This window comes from Bacteroides faecichinchillae JCM 17102 (assembly GCF_000614145.1).
Lineage (GTDB): Bacteria > Bacteroidota > Bacteroidia > Bacteroidales > Bacteroidaceae > Bacteroides > Bacteroides faecichinchillae.
In genome coordinates this window covers 1-25,499 of the sequence record NZ_BAKK01000013.1, presented here as the reverse complement: position 1 = coordinate 25,499, position 25,499 = coordinate 1, and the positions used below count along the sequence as shown (strand labels likewise).

Annotated in this window: 19 protein-coding genes and 3 pseudogenes; 7 read left to right on the top strand and 15 right to left on the bottom strand. The window is 37.1% G+C overall.

Going from position 1 to position 25,499, the window contains the following annotated elements; genetic code table 11:
- Window positions 1-18 precede the first annotated feature (18 nt).
- The 4 genes from JCM17102_RS32405 to JCM17102_RS08640 form a co-directional block, all read right to left on the bottom strand.
- Window positions 19-1,509 carry a hybrid sensor histidine kinase/response regulator transcription factor gene (locus JCM17102_RS32405; protein WP_373278873.1) on the bottom strand — a complete coding sequence of 497 codons (1,491 nt, stop codon included), beginning with the start codon at window positions 1,507-1,509 and terminating at the stop codon, window positions 19-21.
- The gene (locus tag JCM17102_RS32400) at window positions 1,506-2,762 is read right to left on the bottom strand and encodes a substrate-binding domain-containing protein (protein ID WP_373278872.1); all 1,257 of its coding nucleotides are present in this window, start codon (window positions 2,760-2,762) and stop codon (window positions 1,506-1,508) included. Before JCM17102_RS32400 ends, JCM17102_RS32405 begins: the two co-directional genes overlap by 4 nt.
- Before the next feature lie 244 nt (window positions 2,763-3,006).
- Window positions 3,007-3,894, bottom strand: a complete 888-nt coding sequence (locus JCM17102_RS08645; RefSeq protein ID WP_025074818.1) for a carbohydrate kinase family protein — start codon at window positions 3,892-3,894, stop codon at window positions 3,007-3,009.
- A gap of 34 nt (window positions 3,895-3,928) precedes the next feature.
- Window positions 3,929-5,095 (bottom strand): MFS transporter, encoded by a 1,167-nt coding sequence (locus JCM17102_RS08640; protein ID WP_025074817.1) that lies wholly within the window; start codon window positions 5,093-5,095, stop codon window positions 3,929-3,931.
- Window positions 5,096-5,509: 414 nt separating this feature from the next.
- On the opposite strand from JCM17102_RS08640, the gene JCM17102_RS08630 reads away from it, so the two are divergent.
- Window positions 5,510-6,382: an aldose 1-epimerase family protein gene (locus JCM17102_RS08630; protein WP_025074816.1), complete on the top strand. Its 873-nt coding sequence runs from the start codon at window positions 5,510-5,512 to the stop codon at window positions 6,380-6,382.
- Here the strand turns inward: JCM17102_RS08630 and JCM17102_RS08625 are convergent.
- Together JCM17102_RS08625 and JCM17102_RS26855 are read right to left on the bottom strand one after the other, a co-directional pair.
- Window positions 6,372-7,232 (bottom strand): patatin-like phospholipase family protein, encoded by an 861-nt coding sequence (locus tag JCM17102_RS08625; protein WP_025074815.1) that lies wholly within the window; start codon window positions 7,230-7,232, stop codon window positions 6,372-6,374. The two genes, JCM17102_RS08630 and JCM17102_RS08625, sit on opposite strands and share 11 nt — an antisense overlap.
- A pseudogene (locus JCM17102_RS26855) lies at window positions 7,229-9,434 on the bottom strand (cation:proton antiporter). The gene JCM17102_RS08625 and the pseudogene JCM17102_RS26855 overlap by 4 nt, the downstream one beginning before the upstream one ends.
- A 187-nt stretch (window positions 9,435-9,621) precedes the next feature.
- Between JCM17102_RS26855 and JCM17102_RS08615 the strand changes: the two are divergent.
- Window positions 9,622-10,143: a hypothetical protein gene (locus JCM17102_RS08615; protein ID WP_025074814.1), complete on the top strand. Its 522-nt coding sequence runs from the start codon at window positions 9,622-9,624 to the stop codon at window positions 10,141-10,143.
- 425 nt (window positions 10,144-10,568) lie between these two features.
- Window positions 10,569-11,753 carry a C1 family peptidase gene (locus JCM17102_RS08610; RefSeq protein ID WP_025074813.1) on the top strand — a complete coding sequence of 395 codons (1,185 nt, stop codon included), beginning with the start codon at window positions 10,569-10,571 and terminating at the stop codon, window positions 11,751-11,753.
- 16 nt (window positions 11,754-11,769) lie between these two features.
- Here the strand turns inward: JCM17102_RS08610 and JCM17102_RS26850 are convergent.
- Window positions 11,770-12,018: pseudogene (locus JCM17102_RS26850) on the bottom strand (LytTR family transcriptional regulator DNA-binding domain-containing protein); the annotation flags it as partial.
- Window positions 12,019-12,124: 106 nt separating this feature from the next.
- Here JCM17102_RS26850 and JCM17102_RS08600 point away from each other — a divergent pair.
- Complete coding sequence (locus JCM17102_RS08600; RefSeq protein ID WP_025074811.1) at window positions 12,125-12,805, top strand: hypothetical protein; 681 nt, start codon at window positions 12,125-12,127, stop codon at window positions 12,803-12,805.
- Between the two features lie 478 nt (window positions 12,806-13,283).
- Here JCM17102_RS08600 and JCM17102_RS08595 read toward each other — a convergent pair whose 3' ends face one another.
- Genes JCM17102_RS08595 through JCM17102_RS28935 form a run of 3 tightly spaced genes read right to left on the bottom strand, consistent with a single transcriptional unit; the run spans window position 13,284 to window position 14,500 of the window.
- The gene (locus tag JCM17102_RS08595; protein WP_025074810.1) at window positions 13,284-13,730 is read right to left on the bottom strand and encodes a hypothetical protein; all 447 of its coding nucleotides are present in this window, start codon (window positions 13,728-13,730) and stop codon (window positions 13,284-13,286) included.
- Window positions 13,731-13,745: 15 nt separating this feature from the next.
- Window positions 13,746-14,228 (bottom strand): hypothetical protein, encoded by a 483-nt coding sequence (locus tag JCM17102_RS26845; RefSeq protein ID WP_373278871.1) that lies wholly within the window; start codon window positions 14,226-14,228, stop codon window positions 13,746-13,748.
- Between the two features lie 11 nt (window positions 14,229-14,239).
- Window positions 14,240-14,500 carry a hypothetical protein gene (locus JCM17102_RS28935; RefSeq protein ID WP_025074808.1) on the bottom strand — a complete coding sequence of 87 codons (261 nt, stop codon included), beginning with the start codon at window positions 14,498-14,500 and terminating at the stop codon, window positions 14,240-14,242.
- 1,029 nt (window positions 14,501-15,529) lie between these two features.
- On the opposite strand from JCM17102_RS28935, the gene JCM17102_RS08580 reads away from it, so the two are divergent.
- The 3 genes and pseudogenes from JCM17102_RS08580 to JCM17102_RS31450 form a co-directional block, all read left to right on the top strand.
- A complete protein-coding gene (locus tag JCM17102_RS08580) occupies window positions 15,530-16,177 on the top strand; it encodes an HU family DNA-binding protein (protein WP_025074807.1) in 648 nt (215 codons plus the stop codon).
- 234 nt (window positions 16,178-16,411) lie between these two features.
- A complete protein-coding gene (locus JCM17102_RS22820; RefSeq protein ID WP_033886642.1) occupies window positions 16,412-16,858 on the top strand; it encodes a cupin domain-containing protein in 447 nt (148 codons plus the stop codon).
- Window positions 16,859-17,196: 338 nt separating this feature from the next.
- Window positions 17,197-17,336, top strand: a pseudogene (locus JCM17102_RS31450) (IS982 family transposase); the annotation flags it as partial.
- 8 nt (window positions 17,337-17,344) lie between these two features.
- Here JCM17102_RS31450 and JCM17102_RS31445 read toward each other — a convergent pair.
- The 5 genes from JCM17102_RS31445 to JCM17102_RS08555 all read right to left on the bottom strand — a co-directional run.
- The gene (locus tag JCM17102_RS31445; protein WP_275564346.1) at window positions 17,345-17,944 is read right to left on the bottom strand and encodes an FN3 associated domain-containing protein; all 600 of its coding nucleotides are present in this window, start codon (window positions 17,942-17,944) and stop codon (window positions 17,345-17,347) included.
- Window positions 17,917-19,194: a beta-N-acetylhexosaminidase gene (locus JCM17102_RS26840; RefSeq protein ID WP_275564345.1), complete on the bottom strand. Its 1,278-nt coding sequence runs from the start codon at window positions 19,192-19,194 to the stop codon at window positions 17,917-17,919. Before JCM17102_RS26840 ends, JCM17102_RS31445 begins: the two co-directional genes overlap by 28 nt.
- A 68-nt stretch (window positions 19,195-19,262) precedes the next feature.
- Window positions 19,263-21,455, bottom strand: coding sequence for a glycosyl hydrolase family 28 protein (locus JCM17102_RS28930; RefSeq protein WP_025074806.1), 2,193 nt, complete (start codon window positions 21,453-21,455; stop codon window positions 19,263-19,265).
- Between the two features lie 48 nt (window positions 21,456-21,503).
- Entirely contained in the window at window positions 21,504-23,162 is a 1,659-nt protein-coding gene (locus JCM17102_RS08560) for a RagB/SusD family nutrient uptake outer membrane protein (RefSeq protein WP_025074805.1), read from the bottom strand.
- A 16-nt stretch (window positions 23,163-23,178) separates the two neighbouring features.
- On the bottom strand, window positions 23,179-25,499 hold a 2,321-nt coding region (locus JCM17102_RS08555), incomplete at its 5' end, for a SusC/RagA family TonB-linked outer membrane protein (RefSeq protein WP_025074804.1).

Genomic DNA, 25,499 nt, shown 5'->3' with positions numbered 1-25,499 from the left:
TATTTTATAATTCAATTCTTATCCTTTCCTCTTCAAAAAATCTGTAGGGCTTTCTCCAAACTGTTCTTTATAACATTTGGTAAAATACGAAGGTGAACTGAATCCTACTTCATAACCAATTTCTGCTACATTCATATCCGAAGAAGCAAGTAAAGACGCCGCTTTCTTTAAACGGGCGATACGAAGTAACTCATTTGGAGAATAGTTAGTCAATGATTTTATTTTGCGATAGAGCTGTACACGACTTAATCCCATATTTTTACCCAAATCTTCTACATTCAAATTTGAATCTCCCAGTTTCTCCTCAATTAAAGCCTTGAATCTTTCGACAAAATCTTTATCTATGTCGCAAACATCTTCTTTAGCCAAAGTCTGTCCATCTCCAAAGAATTGTTTCAAACGACGATGTGAATCTATCAAATTTCGGACACGTGATAGCAACAGTTGCGAACTGAAAGGTTTGGAAATATAAGAGTCCGCTCCACCGTCATATCCCTGAATTCGTTGCTCATCCAATGAGCAGGCTGTTAATAGCATAATAGGAATATGGCAAGTCTGTAATTCACTCTTCAGACGACGACAACATTCTACTCCATCAATACCAGGCATCATCACATCAGAAATAATCAGATCAGGTACATACTTCATTGCTTTTCGAATTCCTTCCGAACCGTTTGCTGCTTCAACAACCGTATATTCCGAATGAAGTAACCCATGAACATAAGAACGGATATCCTCATTATCATCAATAATCAAAATTGATGGCTTGGATGAATCATATCCCTTTTCTAGTTCTTTATCCTCTGCTGACAATAAATCATCTACCTGATAATCCGTAATAGAAGCTACTGTTTCTTCATTCAAAGAATTTAAATGGCCAGTTTGTGCCGGCAACTCAACAGTAAAAACTGTTCCCTGTTTTTCATCGCTTTCCACAGTAATAGCACCACCATGTAATTCAACGAAAGCTTTTACCAACGCCAATCCAATCCCCGAGCCGGCATGATGCATATCTATTTTATAGAAACGATCGAAGATATTCCGAATATGTTCGGCAGAAATTAAAGAACCTGTATTAGCGACTGTAAAACGCAACCACCGTTGTCCTTCCTTTGTAAATGCCAATAAACGCACAGTAACTCTACCATTTTCCGGAGTAAATTTAAATGCATTTGAAAGCAAATTAAAGTAAATTCGTTCCAACTTTTCCACATCCCCCAAAGTATGATAGTCAGTATCCGGCATATTATCAAAAGAAAAATGAATATGCTTTTTACGGGCAGCCGCCTGAAATGACTCATTCCAACTTTCAAAACATGAAAGTAAATCTAAAGGAAGAGACGTATATTCCATCTTACCATTTTCATATTTGCGGAAGTCCAGAATCTGATTAACCAAACGAAGGAGAATACTTACATTACGCTGTACTAGCATCAACATTCTGTGCTGGTCCGAATTCAAGGATTTATCGGCTAGTAATTGTTCGACCGGATCGGCAACTAATGTCAATGGAGTGCGAAAATCATGAGATATATTTGTAAAAAAACTAGTTTTGCATGAGTCGCTTCCTCCAATTGATGAGACAGTTGAATTAATTGGTCACGTTGCTCCTCCAACTTATCACGCTGTTCTTCCAATTGTTTCTTTTGTGCAGATAGTTCCTTGTTCAAACGGTTTTTAGAACGTAGTGCTTTATAAACAACCAGTAATAGCCCAGCCACCAACAAGAGAATCAACAAACTGCCATACAACCCAAATTGTTGTGTAGCTACGCGTGAAAGATAATTGCCAATCCGTCCATTCAACGTTTCTATCTTTTGATCAAGTTCCGAAATATGAGTTGTCTGAAGCTGCATAATCCGGGCATTAGTATGATCTACTACTGCTGTATTCATAACCGTTTCTTTAGGATATGGATTCTTTTGAAGGATATTCATTGCTAATTGCATCACTTTATCACCATTTGTTGGATAGATAAAAGTGGCATCCAGTACACTATCAAGTACCAATTCCAATCCATTTCCCTCACCCGGCAAAGCATCAATACCCACAAAAATCATCTCTTTTTCTCTTCCAACTTTCTTAGCAGCTTCATAGGCTCCCGGAGCAATACGGTCATTATGAGCAAATACAGCATCAATTTTAGGATGGCGAAGAAGCATACTATCCATCTCTATTTCCGCAGGACCTCTCTCCCATGCCGCATCTGCCTCATCAATCAATTTTATATCCGGATAATGACTGATCGCAGTAATAAATCCTTCGTGACGTTCCATTGCTGGTGTAGACCCCCTAAGCCCTGTCAGCTCTACAACTTTCCCCTTTCCCTTGAGACGGGAAGCAATATAATTTCCAACGGCACGACCTATTTCATAATTATCTGCTCCAATATATGCCGTATATTTATCAGAAAGAATTTTCCGATCGACCATTATGACAGGAATTCCCTTTTCATATGCTTCTTCCACAACCGGAGTCATCGGAGCGGCTTCATTAGCTGAAACTATCAGTAAATCAACTCCATTGTTCACAAAGTAACTAATATCTTCTGCCTGTTTATGATTATCATCATTAGCTGACCGGATTTCAACAGATACACCATCATAAAACATTGCTTCACGAAGTATCTCGTCATTCATCTTATGGCGCCAAGAATCATCGCTGCATTGTGCAACACCTATACGAAAACGAGAAGCATCCTGTGTACAAGACACTGTCATAACAAAACAATACAAAAATCCTATCCAATGAAAATACCTCATAATATCGTGTTTTTCTCTACCTGTTTCTCTTCTACCATACAATCCTAATCTTCTATATCGATATCGGGATAAAGATAGCAGTTTTCTCTTAAAAGTCCAATAAGAAAAATCAAATATCTCATTGATCTAAGACATCGTTACAACCTTATTTATTTGTACAATAAAAAACCTCTCAAAGCAAATTGGTTTACTTTGAAAGGTTTTTATCTTTACATCTAAAAATATCAGTCTTGTACCAGAGAAACTAAAGCAACTTATCTTTCAAAACAGAAGGAAGTTCCGGCATAGCACCACTCTGAGTACAAACATAAGCAGAAACTTCCACAGCTAACCTATGAGCTTCGGGCACGGGTTTACCTTTTAAAATAGAAGCGCAAAAAGTAGCAGTAAATGAATCTCCTGCACCGACAGTATCTGCAACAGGCACTTTTGGAGTCTCTTGAAAAGAAACAACTCCGGGAGTGAAAACATAACTTCCATTCGTACCACACGTTAATATCAACATTTTTAGATTATACTTAGCCAAGAGAATCCAACATTTATCCTGCAGGTCAATACCCGGATACCCAAACATTCGACTAATAGTCACCAATTCTTCATCATTAATTTTCAGAATATTACAACGTTGAAATGATTCGCGCAACACTTCCTTCGTATAAAAATTCTGCCGAAGATTAATATCAAATATCTTCAATTGCCCTTCCATATCCGGCATCGTATCGAGAAAACGATTGATAGTAGCACGACTAACTTCATTCCGTTGTGCTAAAGAACCAAAACAAACGGCACGTGTATTCAACGCCAAACGCTTTAGCTCATCCGTAAAAGGAATATTATCCCATGCAACTCCTTCTTTGATCTCATAACAAGGTACTCCTTCACCATCGAGCGTTACTTGTACCGTACCGGTAGGATAGTCTACATATTCAATCTGATGTTGCAGATTCTTTTCTTTAAATACTTTCAGAATCTCATCCCCCAATTCATCTTTCCCTATTGCACTTACTACACGACTATCATATCCAAACTGTGAAACATGGTATGCAAAATTTGCCGGAGCACCGCCTATTTTCTTTCCTTCGGGTAATACGTCCCACAGGGCCTCACCCATACCTACTATTATATTATTCATAATCAACAAATTTTATTTTTCAACAAATATAAAATTATTTTCTAATACGAAATGTAAAAAACAGCAAATAAAGTACCCCAATAGTCATTACTGCAACTGCACCATTCTGCCCTATTGCATCAGATGCAACTCCCATTGCCAACGGAAAAACAGTTCCTCCGAAAAGTCCCATGATCATCAAACCGGAAACCTCATTTTTCTTACCCGGTAAATAAAGTAGTGCCTGAGAGAAAATAACAGAGAATACATTTGAGTTACCAAAACCAATCAAAGCAATACAAGTATAAATCATTGTCTTATCGTGGAATATAAATAACCCTACCATTGCAACTAGCATCATTATAACACTGAAACCAAAGAAAGATTTCGGAGACATCAGGCGTAATATTAATGTACCCAACAAACAACCGAACGTGCGGGAAATAAAATAAAAACTTGTTGCAGAAGTAGCATCGTACAAACTCATTCCAAGACGTTCCATCAATATTTTAGGAGCAGTAGTGTTTGCCCCTACATCTATACCAACATGGCACATGATTCCTAAGAAACAGAGCAAGATAAACGGTTTACCCAACAATGCCAGACACTGTCCGAAAGTAGAAGGTTTACCCTCTTCTTTTTCTTCTTCAATCTGCGTAGCATTAAGCAACAGAATAGCAATAACTGCTATAATCATATAAATAGGAAATAGTACACGCCAACCTAAACCCAAAGACGGAATCACCTGAGTTGCTCCCCACATAGCAATGAACGGTGCTAAGAAAGAAGCAATTGCTTTTACAAACTGTCCGAAAGTAAGACTGCTTGCTAAACGGTCACCTCGTACTATATTAGAAAGAAGCGGATTCAAAGAAGTCTGCATCAAAGCATTTCCAATACCTAACAAAGAAAAAGAAACCAACATTAACATATAACCATCACCAAAGATCGGCAAAAGTAAAGAGATGAAAGTTATCATCAGACTTAACAAAACTGTTTTTCTTTGTCCAATACGGTTCATTAACATACCTGTAGGTACTGAAAAAATCAGAAACCAGAAGAATACTAATGAAGGGAAGATATTAGCCTGAGCATCGGATAATCCCAAATCCTGTTTTACATAATTAGAAGCAATGCCTACCAAATCGACGAAGCCCATAGCAAAGAAGCAAAACATCACAGGAATAATCTTTGAAAGAGAAGAGTTTTTTGTATTTTCCATCGTTTTATCTTATTAGTTTATTAATATTTTTCATATACACTATATAATTTCTTACTGGGCTTGTTTCACTTATCTCCAACTAATAAAACATAGCATTAAAAAGATTTTTAATTAACCCATTTCTTTCGGCAAAGTTAGCGTAAACCAGCTTTGTTAAATGAAACATTTGTTTCATTCTCTGTTATATTTGATACTTAATGATGTTTTCTACAAATCCCAATGGCTATTCTCCTCCTCCCCAGAAGAATTTACGGCATATTCATTTAGAAATATTTATTATAGTAAATATCACGTTTATTTCACCGCACCCAAAGAGATAACTATATCGCGTTTTTTATCAACTAAGATTTATATATACTTTCAAAAATAGTATCTTTGTGCATGCAAATCAGAAGAAAATAACTTTGAATTTCAATGAATACACTACGTAACTCTCAAATCAGCATTCAAGTATCTCCCCATGGAGCTGAACTATGCAGTATCTTTGCCAATGGAAAAGAGTATTTATGGCAAGCAGACCCCGCATTTTGGAAACGTCATTCTCCAGTACTTTTCCCTATTGTAGGGAGTGTTTGGGAAAATGAATACCGCGTTGGAAAAGCTGTTTATAGTCTAACCCAACATGGATTCGCTCGTGATATGGAATTTACACTTATCTCCGAAGAAACAGATGAACTTCGTTACCGTCTTATCAACAATCAAGAAACTTTGTCAAAATATCCTTATCCTTTCTGTTTGGAAATAGGTTATCGTATTCATAATAAACAAATCGAAGTAATCTGGGAAGTCAAAAATACAGGAGAAAAAGAAATGTTTTTTCAGATCGGTGCTCACCCTGCTTTTTATTGGCCTGACTTTGAAGAAGCAGTTCAAGAACGAGGATATTTCGGCTTTAATAAAAAGGACCATCTGAACTATATCCTAATTTCCGAAAAAGGATGTGCCGACCCTTTTACTGAATATCCACTAGTATTAACAGATGGATTACTACCATTAGATACTCATACTTTCGATAATGATGCATTGATTATAGAAAATAGCCAGGTAAAAACCGTTACTTTATATAGTAAGGAGAAAAAGCCATATCTCAGCCTTCACTTTACAGCACCAGTAGTAGGATTATGGTCACCTCCTGGTATGAATGCTCCGTTTGTATGTATCGAACCTTGGTACGGAAGATGTGACCGGGCTCACTATACCGGAGAATATAAAGACAAAGATTGGATGCAACGTTTACAAGCAGGTGAGACCTTCAAAGGAGGATACACAATAGAAATCAATGAATAACCATAGGGTATTCAAATAAACTCTTTGCACACTCATATCCTTCTTCATAAAAATCCGCCAATTTCTGAATATTCCGTTCAATGCGGTCCACTATTACTGGCTTTAATGGACGGATCACCTTAATTTTGCCTTCGTCCTCCATACGTTCCACCATATCCAACTGCTCGTTATATACAGCACAACGACGACTAAGTGCCTCACGCAGTTTCGGATATTTCCGATATACAAAAGAAGGTATACGAATATCTTTAGAATCTTTCCGGTAGCTACGATTACGAGTCAATACAACTACATTCTTGACATATCCATCTGCTATAGCGCGTTGTAAAGGAATAGAATCTACAATTCCTCCATCAAGCATAGGAACACCATCTACATAGGCAATAGGGCAAACAAAAGGTAAACTACTTGATGCACGAACAATATCGATTACTCTATTCTTATCTTTTTTTTCTTCGAAATAATTAGCTTCCCCCGTCAGACAGTTTGTTGTCACCATCACGTAACGTTCAGATGAAGAAAAATAAGTTTCATAATCATAAGGAAGAATATGTTCTGGAAATTCATTAAACAGTAAATCAAAATCAAGAATATTACGTTTCTTGAGCAAATACTTCAAACCGATATAATTATATTTTTCCAATAAATCTATGTTGCTGTACTTAGCACGCCCTCGCTGACGAGAAGCATATGATAGTCCGTTACACGCCCCTGCAGAAACTCCTATCGTATAGGGAAAACGAATGTCATGATCCATCAAATAGTCAAGTACACCACAGGTAAACACTCCGCGCATACCACCACCTTCCAACACCAATCCTGTAAATCTATCTATTTCTAAATTCCTCATTTATTTCCATTACTTTTATTTCGACGAATCACTAACAAAGAAGACAGCTTAGATAACGCTTCCTCTTCTTTCGCCAGTTTTATATATGAAAGATGGCTCATAATGAGCAAGCCATCTTTATCCTCTGTTATCAAATCATCAGCTTTGGTACAACCAACTGGAAAAATCAATCCCGGATAATTCTCCATTAATTCTCTTACTTTCAACCGAAACCTATCATCATCGGTATCAAAAAGAAAAAGACGGACAGAATGACCGGTTGCAAGGATTTCTTCCAAATAGAAAAGCAGAAATGCATCAATCATACCTCCAAGTACCAAGCTGATCATTGCTCCTTCCCGATAATGACGGTTCACAAACACTGCTACCGGACACTTCACCTGCTCCAATACCTCATCAATCTTATCCCGAAACAAAGACAACCACAAAATAGCTCCGGGAGTTGTTCCCGACGCATCCGGACGATAATGACTACCCGCTCCTAACAATAACATATCCGGTCGTTCTTTACGTACAAAATGAATCATCTCCTGTACTAGTTTATCAGTCACCCGATAACGGTTATCCACCTGAATATCCAACTCTTTTGCCCGTTGATTTACCAAAGCAAAACTTTCTCGGGCATAATGCTCAGCATTCAAAGGATTCAAGTCCGTACCAACTGTATAGTGAGCAGTAATTATATGTTCTTTTTTCAATTTCTGTCCAAACAACAGATAGTAAATAGATAAAAGATTTCTTCCCGATTCCGGTCTTCCAAAACACAAAATCAATTTACGCTTCAAAGATAGCTTTTCTTCCCGATGTACAAAAAAAACGTTCGACTAAATGTAGTAATGGAGTAGTCATAAAAGTAGTAACCAACGCCATAATAACTAAAATGACAAAAATAGATGGAGGAAGAACTCCCATTTCATAACCAATATTTAATGCGACCAACTCCATTAATCCGCGAGTATTCATCAAAGTTCCTACCGTCAAACTATCCTTCCAAGACTCTCCGACCAAACGAGCTGCTACAGCACATCCACCTAACTTTCCCGCTACAGCTACTGTCACTAACAATAAACACACGAACCATAGTTCCAGACTATTTATCAAACCGATTTCCGTACGAAGCCCAGTGAAAGCAAAAAACAAAGGTAAGAAGAATACCAATGAAATATCCTCTACCTTTTCCATCATTACCTTACGGAAACCAATATTAGAAGGCATCACTACTCCTGCCATAAAAGCACCAAACAATGCATGAATGCCTATTACCTCAGTAATGCAAGATGAAATAATCAGAATTAAAAGGATAAAAGCAACAAAAGTCTTATTGATAGCTTCCTGATTTGCATAAACCTCTCCTACCTTTTTCAGAAAGGGACGAACCAGCAGGAACATAATTACAATATACACGACGGCCAATCCTACAGAATAGAGAGCACTGGCAAAACTTCCCGCTTTTGAAATAGCTATCACAACTGCCAGCAAACACCAAGCTGTTACATCATCATTAGCCGCCGAAGCAATAGCCAATGTACCCAAGGGAGTTTTTGTCATATTCCGTTCCTGAATGATACGTGCTAAAACAGGAAAGGCAGTAATACTCATCGATATGCCTATAAAAAGAGCAAAAGGAAGAAAAGGAGTTTGAGAAGCCGCATACTCCTCGTATATCCAATAAGAAGACAAAATACCCAATAAGAATGGAACTAGGATACCTGCATGACTAATAACTAACGTTTCATTGATTTTATTCTTCAATACACTAAAGTCAAGTTCCATACCAATTACAAACATAAAAAGAATCAGGCCGACCTGACTCAACAATTCCAGATTAGTCAATGAATCGGGTGGAAAAAGAAATTGAAAAGCATCAGGAAACAAAGCTCCCAATACAGAAGGCCCTAATACTATACCAGCAACAATTTCACCGATGACTCCTGGCTGCCCTATATAATTAAAAAGATAACCAAATAGACGTACCATTAGCAATACAGCAATAATCTGAATAAGCAAAGTAGTCAATGGATGGTGTAGATTATCTGACATAAACTGACAGAACATAGCAAAAGGCTCACCTTGTACAACCGTAAAATTTGCCTCATGATGTAAAAATCGATCTCCTTCTTCAATTGCAATATAAATAAGCCCCCCGAATAAGAGCAGCATTGTAGCATAAATAAGGTAATTCTTCCTAATTCTCTTTTGCATAGATATTGAAGTTTTGTAGTTTGCTGTATATATTACGAATAAAACAAATAAAATCATCACTTAGTTTGCATAAAAATCTAAATTTTCAGGCTAATTCTTGCTTTTATCATTTCTAATTCATAACTTTAGAACACCTTAATCGTTTTAAGGCGGGTGTATAAAAAGTCCTGACCCACAGGCAAGAACTATGAGGATACAATTTGAAATTAAAGAAACATTGTCCGAAATCATTGAGGAAATTATGAATTCTCCCCGATGGATTACTTCTGTATTGGAAGAACTTGATGGTAGAACCATTGTTGTTATCCGAGATCAAGAATACGGTTCGGAAGCTACAATTGAAATATATGCTAAGGAAGTCACTATCAAAACTGCATGGTCGAAGTATACATATCGTATATTTGTAATTCAAGATGTAGTATTGTGTGAGTATAATGGTGCCTATCGCGGATTGTTAGAGCAAGTACTTTTGCCCACAATTACTCCTAAGGAAAGTCTGTTAAACTCAGAAGTTATTGAAAGCTCTCTTTACGGAAGAGACCACAAAAAGTTGAGAGAATACGCTGAAGGCAATGTAAAACTCAAACAATTCCGTCGTGAGAATTTCGATGAAAGTAGAAATGGGACAGCTTCTTTTGACCACCCCAAACGAGTATACGATGAGTTTATTAAAGAAGATTATATAGCACCTAAAAAGAATGCAGAATAGATTTTAGTGAATCTTATGTTAATAGCGCGGATTTATGAGCTTTAAAAACTCGTAGAGTCCGCGTTATTTATAAGACAACAACTTATACGTCAGCAGCACTTCAGAAGATGACACTATAGAAAAAGAACTGATACGTTATCGCCAATGTCTCTCTTAGTCCTTTGGCATAGGAGTTTCATATAATTGTTTTCGTCGGATGGCATCCATCAATTACAAATATATAGACTAAATGAAAATGTCCAATGATATGCAATGCAAAAATAGCCCCTCCCTCTTTCTGAACATTCCATTCTCTGAACGAACCTATCGACCTAAAATACAATAATATTCTTTCTTTTTTTATGCAATTAGTATACAATCAGATGGAAATACAACAGGGATTACCTATATTTGCATCCAAAACAAATTATATTAATTTCATAAGAATGAAAAAGACAATACTTATTGCTGCCTTAGGCCTGTTCAGCCTGAGTACTATGGCACAAGATGCAAAATCCGAAAAAGGATTTGTATTCACAACAGTGAAAGAAAATCCGATCACTTCTATCAAGAATCAAAATCGATCAAGTACGTGTTGGAGTTTCTCCGCCCTAGGATTCCTTGAATCTGAATTACTCCGTTTAGGTAAAGGTGAACATGATTTATCAGAAATGTTCGTCGTACACAAAACGATGGAAGATCGCGGAGCAAACTATGTACGCTATCATGGGGATAGCTCTTTCTCACCTGGTGGAAGTTTCTATGACATCATATATTGTATGAAAAATTACGGTCTGGTTCCGCAAGAAGCAATGCCCGGCATCATGTATGGTGATTCACTTCCCGTACATAATGAGTTAGATGCAGTAGCCGGAGCCTATGTTAATGCAATTGCAAAAGGAAAATTCAGCAAACTGACTCCTGTATGGAAAAAAGGATTAAGTGCAATCTATGATACATACTTAGGAGTATGCCCTGAAAAATTCACTTACCAAGGCAAAGAATACACCCCAAAGTCTTTTGTTGAGTCATTAGGATTGAAAGCTGAAGATTATGTATCATTAACTTCATATACTCATCACCCATTTTATACTCAATTCGCAATCGAAATCCAAGACAACTGGCGTAACGGCTTGTCTTACAACTTACCTATCAATGAATTGATGGCTGTAATGGATAATGCGGTAAATAAAGGATATACTTTTGCATGGGGGAGCGATGTCAGCGAACAAGGTTTCACTCGTGATGGTATTGCAGTAATGCCTGACGTAAATAAAGATACAGAACAAAGTGGATCTGATATGGCACGCTGGACAGGTCAGACTCCTGCCGACAGACGTAAAGAAATGACTAATCAACCACGTCCGGAAATGGAAATCACACAAGAAATGCGTCAGGAAGCTTTCGACAACTGGGAAACGACAGATGATCACGGAATGATTATTTATGGTATCGCAAAAGACCAAAATGGAAAAGAATACTTCATGGTAAAGAACTCATGGGGTAAAGCTGGAAAATACGAAGGAATCTGGTATGCTTCCAAACCATTCGTTGCTTACAAAACGATGAATATAGTAGTACACAAAGATGCACTTCCTAAAGATATCGCTAAGAAATTAGGAATTAAATAAACTAAAACAGAAGTATTCAGGAGAGGCTGAGTTCACTGATATACTCCGTAAATTTCTCCTTGTAATTATCACCTACAGGAATATATGTATTCTTATCGAAAATAATACGAAGTCTGGACACTTCAGTTATCTTATGAAGATCGATAATATAAGAACGGTGGACCCGCGTAAAATGTGAAGGAAGCCGTTCTTCCATTTTCTGAAGGCTAGAAAGAGTAATAATCGGTATATCTTCACCTTCCAAAAAAATACGAACATATTCAGATGGAAAGAGACAGTTGTTCAATGCGACTGTCTCTTTTTTATTACTCTTAATCATTCTTTAACTATTAATCCATATCTTTGTCATCCGAAAACTACAAATCAACAAAATGAAGAAAACTATTACACTTATTGTAATCCTCTTTTGTGCTATCTCCGCACAATCACAGGATGTTTTTATTAATGCTGATTTTGTCAGCAGTTATATATGGAGAGGTATGGACAGTGGAAATGCCTGTGTACAACCTTCTCTCGGTGTCAATTGGAAAGGTTTGACTGCCTATGTCTGGGGATCAACTGAATTCAGAAACAAAAATAATGAAATAGACTTGTCTTTGGAGTATGAGTGCAAGAGCCTAACTCTCTACGCCAACAACTACTTTACTCAAACGGAAGAAGAGCCTTTTAAATATTTCAATTACAATTCACATTCTACCGGCCATACATTTGAAATTGGTGCCGGATATATGCTTAGTGAAAAGTTTCCTTTATCTATCAGTTGGTATACTGTCTTTGCCGGTAACGACTATCGCGAGAATGAGAAACGTGCATGGTCGAGCTATTGTGAAGTAAGTTATCCATTCAGTGTAAAAGATGTCAGTATGAGTATCGAAGCCGGCTTCACTCCTTGGGACGGCATGTATTCCAACAAATTTAATGTAGTCAATGTAGGACTTTCAGCCACTAAAGAATTAAAGATTACTTCCAACTTCTCACTCCCTGTTTTCGGAAAGCTGATCGCTAATCCTTATGAGGAACAAGTTTATTTTGTGTTCGGACTTAGTCTCTAGATGCAAATAAACCGCTTTGCTTTATTCATTATCCCTGCTAAATACATAATACTATGAACTTCAAATAATAATTATTTATACATGTAAAAATATGAAGATCATAAACGAAAACTAAATAACGTGATAGATAGTAAACTAAGTAAAATTGGTTAGTGGCTGTTTCATTCCTTTAATATATTACCCAGAATATTCGTAAGCATTCGACAAAGTAAACACTTGCCTAATTTTCTTACAACAAAGCAAATACAAAAAATGCTACTGATTGAGTAAATCATCCAGAATTGAAACAGAGAGATTGTAGTTGTTTTATATAAATCTGCAAATTTATATATCCAAAGATATAAAAACTTGTAGATTTATATAAAAACAATATTATTCCACTAAAAATCAGCACAAAACACACTTATTTCTTAAGAGGTGATTAATCAGACAGTCTGATAACGCTTAAAAACTATATTTTGTTATCTATAAAAATGAATCATTGATTATCAACACTATTGTTTTTTCTTAATTCTAATATATACTTATCACGTCGATTATGCAAATCTTTTACTAAAACCATTCTATTGACTCCCATTTCTGTCAGTAACCAATCACCATTCAAAAAATGATTCGTAAAATTTACAGTTTGACCTTCTATCGTTAATAATCTATCATTAATAACATATTCAAAATCCCTTTGTTGAGAACTTGTTTTTCCAGATACAATAGAGTTACCACGACTTTCACTTAGAAAAAGTATATAAACATCATCAGTTACTTTAGTATCATCAAAATACACATGGTTTTTTGTCCCTTCCCAGACAGTGTATTTCAAATCCGGGAATTTCAGATCAATTTTATTGTCCACCTTGTCATCTTTATCACAACTAACAAGAAAAAGTACAAAGATAAACATTGAAATAATATTTATTTTTTTCATCATTTATTAGATCTAATTTTATAATCCTATAACTTTATAAAACTGAGATAGAACTGTCATAGACAATTTTTTTTCAGGAATAGTCTCTATCCAATTACTTATTCCATAAATATCTGGTATCATACCATCAAGGTCATAGTAAGCGAATGCATATCGTTTAACAGAATCATAAATATACCACATATTAGTTTCATCGTTTTTAAATTTATACATATTACTTTCATCAAAACCCGGTAAAGACATATTAAAAGGAATTCTTATAATTGGGTTAAGAGTCTTTTTGGGGTTACTCCTAATCTCACATTGATAATATTTTCTTTTTTCATCAGCTATCGTCAGACTTTTTGCTTTAAAAACATTACCATCAATGGAATTAGCTCTTAACTCATCATCAGAAGCACTCATAGCTTTACCATCACTAAGTATTATTTGATCCCCCTGCCTAGTATTCAATACTGCTGCCACCTCATAGAGCTTATCCCCTCGATAGTCATTTCGCACAAACACCTTCACTATTTCAATAAAGGTTCTACTAGTTCAATATTACTTGTGAACCCCAAATGAGTGTCTTGAATTCTTCGTTTAAAGTTTTCCTCCATAACAAACTCTGATAATCCCATTAATCCACTATCTTGAAAACCAATTATTACATGGGTTTCTTTTTCTGTTAAGGAAGATATCCAAGGAGCTAAACTAATATTCATTTCTTCTATATTCTTAGCAGTTGTTTCAATTGCTGCAAGTCTTCCTGTTGTATGAATATAATAATACAAATTCTTTATTTTATTAGTCTGTGATATTGCGTTTCAATATTTGTATTCACCACAGAATATTTCTCTAAATTAACATCCGATACCCAAGGCACAATAACTTTATTATTTAATGAATCAGAGGCAATCATATGTGATTTAGACATTACTATATTAGAAATTTCCTCTGACATTTCATAATTATCCTGATTACAAGAGGATATTACTATAAATTCTAATATAAAAAAAAACGATTGTATAAATATGCTTCATGTTTTTCAATTTTAGTAAATATTGGTAGTTTAGTAAATACATAAAATCTGTCTTAACAATAACCAATTTACAGTGTATAAATCAACGATTGCCAATACTATATTCTAACGACTTCTAATATTAATATTACAGTTCAAACTTCATGCCTAAGATAAAATATTATTTAAAAAACACATTATTATCAAGCACTCGATTAATAATACAATTAATTTTTAATAGAATAACTAATGGATGATACAAATATGGTGTAGCTCCTTTAATACCAAATAATAAATTCTTCATGGCATTAATATTTTAAATATAAGAATATAATAAATATAACACAAGAAACATTCAACAATTAACATATAAAAAAATAATAATCTCCGATATATCATTTTTTTTCGATTACAAGACTTAGGCCTTTTCAAAAAGGTTATTTCACAAATTACTTATACTTTGACTTTTATAGCATTTAATGTATAAACTGTAGCTATGCTTATTGCGTTATCTATATATAATAGAAAAGTTATTCTTCTACAATAGAAAACTTTCTTTTCTCAAATAGAAAACTTACCTTTGCTTAATATTAATCTATAATCGCAAGTTTTGATTATACAAACGCAACTTGCAATTATATAAACGAAGCTTGCATTTATAAAAACAGAACTTGCATTTATAGTTTACTCTTAAGGGAGAAAAACTTTCCTATTAGAAGAGATGAAGTTTTCTATTAGATACAAGAAAGTTTTTCTTTAATACAACAGAAGATATCTATTAATACTTTAAGATACAGATAGTATGGCACGATACATTATGGAAGAAATGCCCGATATACATAAGACGGGTAAAAAAGTTACTTATCCGAAGTTTGCCCGGATAGAGAATATGAGTACTAAAGAACTGGCAAAGAGAATTGAAGATGTCAGCGGATTCAGTGCCGGAGACATAGAAGGAATATTTCTTCAGGCGTCTATAGAAATGGCATATCTAATGGCAAATGGATATTCTGTGAAAATAGATGGAATAGGAACATTCACTCCGTCCCTCGCTTTATGCGAAGGCAAAGAGAGGGAAGATGCAGAAGAGGGAGGTAAACATCGTAACGCGCAAAGTATTGTAGTGGGAAAGGTGAACTTCCGGGTAGATAGAACGATGATAAGAAACATCAATTCAAGATGCCATCTGGAGAGAGCACCATGGAAAAGACAAGGTTCGTCACAAAAGTACACCACGGAACAACGACTAGCATTAGCCTTAAAATATCTCGACAATCATCCTTTCCTGACAGTTCGGGAATACCGAAGGATAACCGGTTTATTACAGACCGCAGCTACCAATGAATTGAGACAATGGGCACATCAACCGGAATCCGGAATAGGAATTGACGGGATAGGATCGCACAGAGTTTATATAAAAAGGAATCAACAAGATAGTGGTGATAGGTGATAGAGGAAGTGATAGGTTACTTTACAACCTATCACCTCTTGTAAACCCGATGAATAAAGGGATACAGAAGTATGGTGATAGGTTGATAGAGAAAAACGTATTTTTTCTATTGTATGCATACAAATAATTAAAATAAGATTAGGAAAATAGTATATACATTTGTAAACCAGACATATAAAGCATTATGAAGAACAATGAAGACAACAGGCCGCATATTGGATTACTCATCTGAAAATGACACCTCATCCGGAAGGCGGTTACTATCGAGAGGTCTATCGGGCAGAGGAATGGACATCAATGGAAGGATGGGAAACCAGGCGACGAGTCATGACAACTATTCATTATTTGTTAGAGAAAAATGATTTCTCAGCTTTTCATCGGATCAAGTCACCCGAGAGTTGGTTCTTTCATAAAGGTGCACCTTTATTGATATATTCCTTTGAGAAAGGGTTATTAATGTGTCGGGAATTATCTGATCAAGACAGTGGAGTATTGCAAGTGACCATAGAACCGGGAGTTTGGTTTGCAGCCCGACTGAAAGAGCCAAGTACGTTTGCCTTGGTTAGTTGTGCTGTAGCACCGGGATTCGAATTTGAAGACTTTGAGTTGGCAAATAGAGATTTATTACTTTCCGAATATCCTGATTACAAAAAAGAAATAATGGAATTGACAAGAAAGTAATTTAAGCAGTATTATCTAAAAATAATATTGAGAGCCACTCTAACACCGTTTTCTGTAAAGTAACCATAAGCCTATACTCAATCCATAACCAGAAAAAATAGCTCCTATTACCCTATTCTTTAGTGATTCCGCACTATTATCAAAAATCAAGTAATATAGCAAAAAGAAAAGGATAGGAGTTAAAAACAAGCACACTTTGAAAACTGTATTCCTATTCATAATAACTAATATAACACGAATTAGATAAGCAAATAAATATTCATCAGATTATTAAGAACATAGTAATAAAAGTTTTAAATGTTATAGTACGGAACTATAACATTCAAACAATTACCACTATGTTTACAGAACCTAAAGTTATGGAAATTTATTGTATAGCAGATGATTTCTGCAAAAATATTACATCCCATCAGGAAAAACACATGATTGAAAAGGTACACATCTTAACAAACCCAATCGTATGAGTGATAAAGAAGTATTCGGAAACTAATCACTATACTCATAATAGTTCTTTATTTCTTCCGACAGACCGACATGTTTCTTTAATACTCTTCCCTGTCTCTCAATCCCTTTAAAAATTGCAGCTTTCACCACAGTCTCTTTCTTTAAGATGAAAGGCTGTTCATAAATAGCAGAATGTATGCAGGGTTCCGAACCATCCGTAGTATAATGAATCTCTACCGGAACTTTCTCTGCATCCAAAGTCACTTCAACTTCCTCGTTATCAGATATAATACGAGTAGTTAATTCCACATTATCAGATAACGTAAACGGACGTATCCCCCTTACTTTTAATTGAGATATATGGGTATTGACACGACATTTAAAAGACTGCCAATCTCTGTTTTCCTGTGATGTCCAGGCCACTTCCGCCACAGCTAACAAACGGGGGAATATCATATACTCCAGATGTTCTTCATCCGGTATAAATTCTGACCACGTAGATCCTTGTACTCCAATGATCTTATGAGCATTTCCCGGGAATATATAAATCATCGTATCCGAAGAAATCGGTTTCGACTGTACTAGTTCCTCATTGGCTGCTGATGTGATGGCATTTATCGGAACTGGATTGAAAGAATACATCTTTTTATAGGAGAAAAGCCATACATAGCCTGTGGTTGAGTACGCGGTTCTGCCTGATACCAATCAAAATATAATACTTCTCCCGGAGTCATCACAGCTCGAAATCCTTTATTAGCTGCCACGATCGCTCCCCGTTGTCCACGATAAGACATCACAATGGAAGAAGAGTCCAAATCGTTCTTTAATATTTCATCCCAGCCAATCATCGTTCTGCCTTTCGAATTAAGAAAAGTTTCTGCTTTCTGAATGATATAACATTGAAGATCATCCAGGCTCTTCATATTCATCCTTTTCATTAGAGCCTGACATTTAGGACAGCCTTTCCATGCAGTCTTCCTTGCTTCATCTCCTCCAACATGGATATATTTAGAAGGAAACAACTCTATTATTTCAGAAAGTACATCTTCCATAAAAGTAAATGTCTTTTCATTCCCAATACAAAATTCGCCACTAGTATAAGGTTTCCCCATACAACAAAGTTCCGGATACCCAACAAACACTTCATCGGAATGAGCAGGAAATTCTATCTCGGGAATTACATTGATATGCCTTTCTGCTGCATATTGCAAAATATCACGAATATCCTCTTTAGTATAATAACCACCATAAGCACCAGGAGTGTTTTCCGGCACAAACTCCCTGACATCTCCATCCCACCATTTCAACCAATCTTTTTCTGTACGATAAGATCCCATAGAAGTCAGTTTCGGATATTTATCTATTTGAATACGCCATCCGCCATTATCCGTCAGATGAAAATGAAACGTATTTATTTTATAGTAAGACATTGCATCCAGTAATTTAAGGACTTCCTCTTTGGAAAAGAAATGCCGTGATACATCAAGATGCATCCCCCGGTATTGAAAACGTGGATAATCTTTGATCGCAATACAAGGTATCCCTTGAGAAGTCAGCAATTGATAGAGAGTCTTTTTACCATAATAGATTCCTGTGGAAGTAGTAGCTGACAATTCTATTCTTTCAGGAGTTACAGATAACAGGTATCCTTCATTTCCTATCTCCTTCAAAGCAGAGTCAATCGTACAATGAATATATGATTCGATCCCCTCTTTCTCTGCTTTCACACTGTCTACCTTAAAATAACCTTTACTCTGCTTTATACTTACCGGTTGGGGAATCAAGTTTACCTGTACCCTCTCAGGGGCACAAGCAAACAATAATGACAAACTCAAGACAAATAGCACACAAAGATTCTTACTTTCCAAACGGAATGACGATATTATATTCATAACCTTCATCTATTACTTATAAAAAACTTCCGCATTACCTTGTATCTGCAAATGATCGCCTTCACCCATTATTTTTGCACCATTATAAGTGATGTTATCAAAGGTGAGCCTAGATATCCAACTATTGTTGTTACCACGGTAGACTTGTATCTACAGCCGGATTTATCTATGATCGTAATATTTTGGAATAGTATATCTTCCATTGTACATCCGTTCTTCTGCTGAGTTTGTTCCACACAGATAGGACGTCCTGTTGGTTGAATATCATCAATCAAAATGTTGCGGAACGTAATATTCCTCATCGGAGCAGCTCCGCCACCGTGTTGTTCTTGCTGAACCGCAGACAAAGCAGCCCTAAAGTCACCATCGCCATTGGACTGTTCGAGAACGATACAATCTTCAATCAAACAGTTGCTGATTCCTCCTGTTCCCCATGTCCAATCACCGCACTCCGGTCCTATAATAATACCTCTTGCATAATCACACCAAATAATACATTTCTGTATCAAAACATCTTTAGTGTCTGTCTCCGGATCATTGTTAAAGCGGACCTTTAAGGTGATGCAGTCATCGTAAGTACGTATGAACGAGTCTTTGACTGTAGCACCCGCTACACTGCAAAGGTCAATTCCATCGCCATTGAGAATCCAGCAAATAAGGTTAATGTTATCAATCATCACATTATCTGTATTCCAAATAGCTACAGCCCAACTTGGCGAATCAATGATCGTAATGCCGGACAAAGTGAAGTTCTTCAGTCCTACCCCTTGTCCTTGTACGGACATCAGGATATCTCCATTGGCATAATCCTCACCCCAGTGACGATTCTTCTCGCCCGAAAGTATACCTCTACCCGTAATGGTTACGTTGTTACCTCTGACAAACAGTTTTTCGGCATAAAGGGTAGCACCTTCGTCTATATAAAGCGTTTCATTCTCAAGTAAAGTGATAGATCCTGTATGGTGTTCTCCGGGACCGTAATATTTTACGTTAGAAGCTGTAACATCCGGTTTGTTGGTATCGGGACGGTTGGGAAACAAGAACAGATTATGATATCTGTCTCCATCAAACTCAACAGAAACTTTTCTCGACTCCCAATCGGGCAACGTAAACTCAATGGTGTTCTTTGCACATTCCACGGGTTGAATGCCATACGAACTCGGACGTACCTGAAAACTACTAAATTTACCGCCTGTACGTTTCTCTACACGTATCTTCACCGGACCGTTAAACTCGTCGATGAAATTGGCATAGCACATCGTATCACGAAGCATCTTCGAGTTATCCCAGTCGTTCCAAATCTCGGCATGATGTCTCGGTCCGTCTGAACATAGCGTATTACGTACATCTACCGTTTTCCAACGTTTATCTTGCAATACATATACATTATAATATTTGTTCTTATCCTTAAATGTATCATCGCCCGGCCATAGTCTGAAGAACTCTTCTTTCTGTTCGGTCCAAAGATCTGCATGATAAGCCGTATATCGGTAAGCCAATGTATACAAACTTTCCGAAAGATATTTGGAGAAATCAACATTCAACTCCAGTGTCTGCCCTGCCTTGATTCCTTTAGAAACTTCAAGAGTACCTTCCAAAGTGGTATCCTGCAGCTTTAAGTTGTAAGTAAGTACCCAGCTCCCGTCCGTCTTCAACATCGGGAAAACAGCCTTTTTGATACCCGACTCTCCGCTTTTTATGGTGATTTGCTTATCCTGTATCGTATTCAGTGCTTCAACCTTACCCGACGACAGATACAGTGCGTCCGTCATGTCCGGTAAAGAGAACGATATCTGTTCGAATGTTTCGGGTGCATTCAGCAGATTCACTGTTATCACAGAGGTAAGTGGTTTCATAGCAAAGCCATTGGTAGCCTCATTCAAAGGAGTATGTTGCATCCATATCTGTGGAATATCTCCGTTGATATCTTTCAGTGATACATAATAGTCAGTAGAAGCACTGCCGGACCCGACCTTTCCGAAATTCAGGTTCTTATCACTTTCATAAGCAATTACGGTAGCCCTGTTACCTGCCTCAATCGACATATCCTTCAAAGAAGCCTGATCGGGAGCCATCTCTAATCCGGTGCAGGAGTGATTATCAAAAATAAACATAGCATGAGCCCAGGAAGATAACTCTTGTGGAGCATATCCCGCCTGTTCGTTAAACCGCACATTTACTGTCATTGTATCATCCTCTTTACAGGAAGCTGAAGCAAATACCAGAAAAAGGAAATAGACTAATAAGATACTATTTTTCATTGTTCTACATTTTAAACAGGTTATATAAACAGAACTCTCTTGAGGGTGTTACTTCCAGCCATCATTCTGAGTCAGATTCTTATTATTAAAGAGTTCAAAATCCGCTATAGGATAATAATACATCTTATCCTCCCATACCCGGTCATGCACTAACGTGCGTTCCATATTCAGCGTACCGTCACCTTTAGCCGTCAGAGTCAGACCATATACTTTTTGGGTATCCTTTCCCATTTTCCACCGGCGGATATCCCAGAAACGGTGTCCTTCGAAAGCCAGCTCCACACGACGTTCGTTTCTCAGACGTTTTTGAAACGACATATAATCCAGATTATCCGGCAATCCGGACATTCCTACCCGGTTTCTCACCAGATTGACAGCTTCTAACGGAGACAACTGATAATCTACCTCTCCCTGCTTTCCTTTATAAGTAGGATTCTTTTCTGCTTCCAAAAGCGCTTCTGCATAGTTCAATAAAACCTCTTCATACCGGAACAAAGGAACGATGTGTTGATAACTAGTTGTACTTCCGGGTATCAAACTTGTTTCTTCTCTGAGCAACTTACGTAAATAATAAGAAGTAGGGGTAGCTCCTTCCATAGGCAGACCATTCTTTCCATTCAGAAACGTTTCTATGACCTCACCTTTGAAAGATACTCCGTTGGAAAGTAATGTCTTTTGAAACCTAGGATCACGTTTATCGACTTCAAGCGCAAATTTGCGATGATTCTCATTATTCCAGTCAAAAGGAGTTCCATCAATTAAGTCGAACGCTTCCGCCAAGTTTTGCGACGGGCAAACTCCTGAATACCCTCCTTCAAACCCCATTGGAAAATTAGACCCTTCAAAACTGTTGCTGGGAGAATTCCACTTTCCAAAAATCAATCCTCCCGCTGCTGCATTATTCACTACGTCTTCGTTAATCAAATGATAAATATTGGCATCAATAATGTTCTTGGCAGCTTCTGCTGCTTTTAACCATTTGGCTTTATCATCTGTCGGATTATTCAAAGGACTGGCAGCGTAAAGTAAAATTCTGGCTTTCAAAGCCATAGCCATGCCTCTAGTGGTACGTGCTATCTCTCCTTTCGTTGTATTTTCATAGGTAACGGGAAGCAAAGGGATGACTTCATCACACTGATTAACAATCCAACTGACTACTTGGTCAAAAGGAGATGGTTTCAAATCGTTCACCTCTTTAACGGATAGGGTGTGATCCACCACTATAATATTCCGATATCTTTTTAATAACTCAAAATGAAAGTAAGCACGTAATGCTTTGATCTCCAAAGGATAGTTTTTGAGTTGTTCCATCTTCTCTTTATAGTTCTCTTGATAGATAGTCGCAGGGAAATCCGATGGACAGTTCTCCAGAAAGTAATTGGCCGCACTGATTGCAGAATAATAGTGAGACCACTGATCATCAATCAAGTTTATAGCTGACCAACTACCGTCATAATATGTTTTCAAGCTGTTTACTTCCCAAGCATATACGGCATCGTCTGTGGCCGCATCTCTCATTGTGTTTCCCACGTCAGCCAACCCATCTTGAACATATCCATACACATTCGTCGCCACTTTTTTCACATCCCCGAAAGTTGAGAACTGATATTCCACCGTATGATACTGAGATTCATTCAGTTCAAGAAAGTCACTGCAAGAAGTAGTGAGCCACAGGCAACCGATTAAAATAAATATATATCTTTTCATAAGTAACTTATTTTATTTAAAACTGTACATTCACACCAAGCAAATAACTACGCATCGACGGATAGCCCATACTGATAAACTCCGGATCCATCACTCCGACATGGTCAATGGAAAACAGGTTCAGACCTTTAAAGAAGAACCGGCATTCACTCATTTTCATACACTTGATAGAACGAACCGGCATCTTATAATAAACTTCCAATGTTCGCAATTTCAGGAAATCTCCTTTTTCGGTCCATAAAGAGCTACCACGGTAGTTATTGTTGTTGGACAACGTAGTCAAACGGGAATAACGACCTTCGGGAGTGTATTCTGACCAATAGTTCTGTAAATAATGATTAGAAATATTCTTATCGTTTCCATACAACGGATGATAAATACTACTTAGATTGGTAATTACAGTAGAGCGAGCCACACCCTGAAAGTAAGCATTGAATCCGATATTTTTATAGTTGGCTCCCAATGTAAATCCATAATAAATCTCAGGTAGCTGGTTTCTTAACTGATAACAATTGTCGTAGTCATCTATTTTCCCGTCACGATTCAGATCCTTATACTTCACATCACCCGGTTGTATATTGGTTATATAGGAAGAAGTCGGGATTCCTGATTTCAAATTCCCGTTAGAATCAAAATCACTCTTCTGATAAAGTCCATCGGCAACCAATCCATAAAATCGACCAATAGATTGTCCTGTCTGATTCATATAAGCGTACGGATGATAGGTTTCTTCCATATTGATAATTTCATTTTTAGCATAAGCAATATTTCCTTGAATAGAATAGCTTATATCGCATATCTGTTGTTTCCATCCCAGTGAAAATTCAGCACCATAATTCTTTACCTCGCCGGTAAATACATCCGGTACTCCTACTCCAAGTACTGTAGATACCGATCCACCCGAAGAAACGCGAATATTTTTACGGCGATTATAAAAACCGTCCAACTCGACGGAAAGGCCTTTCCAAAGTCCAAATTCCAAACCTACATTCGCTTTATACTCTTTTTCAGGCTCCACATTTACAGAAGGTAAGCTACCCTGTGCCATACCCTGCTCTAGCACGGTTCCCACAAAAATATATTGCCGCCCAGTACCATTAAACTGTTTATCCATATCATAAGAGAGACGGGCATCCATCCCCACTATACCATACGAAGCACGTAGTTTGAGATAATCAATGGCTTTCAAATTACTCATAAACTTCTCATTCGAAAGTATCCATGCGGCAGAAACAGCCGGATAGAGTCTGTACTTATCACCCGCAGACAGTTTAGCACTACCCGAATAAGAAAGAACTCCATTCACAATATAACGGTTATCATAATTATATTCCATATTCAATATATAGTCCCGATACATAAAAGTATTATTGGCTCCTCTGTATCTCGCTCTTCCCTGGCTGTATATACCTGCTGCTTTCAGATGATGTTGATTAAAACTTTTCACGTAATCAACCTTCCCCCAAATCGTAGTTCGCATAACCTGCCATGATAACGAACCGTTATTAAAACTAAGTTCCGTATCATTGCCATATCTTGAATAAAGAATGTCCGAAACATTGCCCGACTCATTAAAAACCTGCGTCGTATTATAATAGGCATAATCTTTTGATTTCGAATCATTTATTTCAGCTCCATTATCATAAGCGATACGAAGTTGTGCTGAGAGACCTTTTGCAATAACGGATAAATCTTGGTCAATAGTCAGATCTGCGAATAAAGTACGCTGTAACAAGACACCATATCCTCTTGCTGTTTTCTCCGCCAAAGGATTTCTATACTGCCAGTTCTGTGCCCATACCCCTTGAGGAGTCTTTATAGGAAAAGCAGCTGATGGAGTATTATACATAGCCCCCAGATCAGTACCCGAAATCGGTTGCTGATACTGTTGCAAACGTCCCATTAAATTCATCCGGGCAACCGTAGTAGGAGTTATGTAAGTTTCCAGATTCGTCCGCAGCTTAAGAGCATACATCTCCACCTGAGTAGAATACCCGTCGTTCAGATTTGTATTATTCATAAGTCCACGGTTACTTGTATAGTTTGCAAAAACATAGTAACGCATCCGTTGGCTGTTACCGTCGAAGGACAAATTCAAATCATGATTGAAAGCAGCTTTCCTCAACAGTTCTTTTTTCCAGTTCACATTCGGAAGCAATGCTCCCCCATCCCCACTCATCATTGTGCGAATGTCATGCTGAGTATATCTGGGAGCCAGTCCGTCATTTCCTAATGCTTCATTCAGAGCATTCGCATAAGTAGGAGCATCCGCCATTTCGGGAATCCGAAACGGAGTCTGTACGCAAAAGTTATAATCAACTTGTGTCCGTAGTTTTT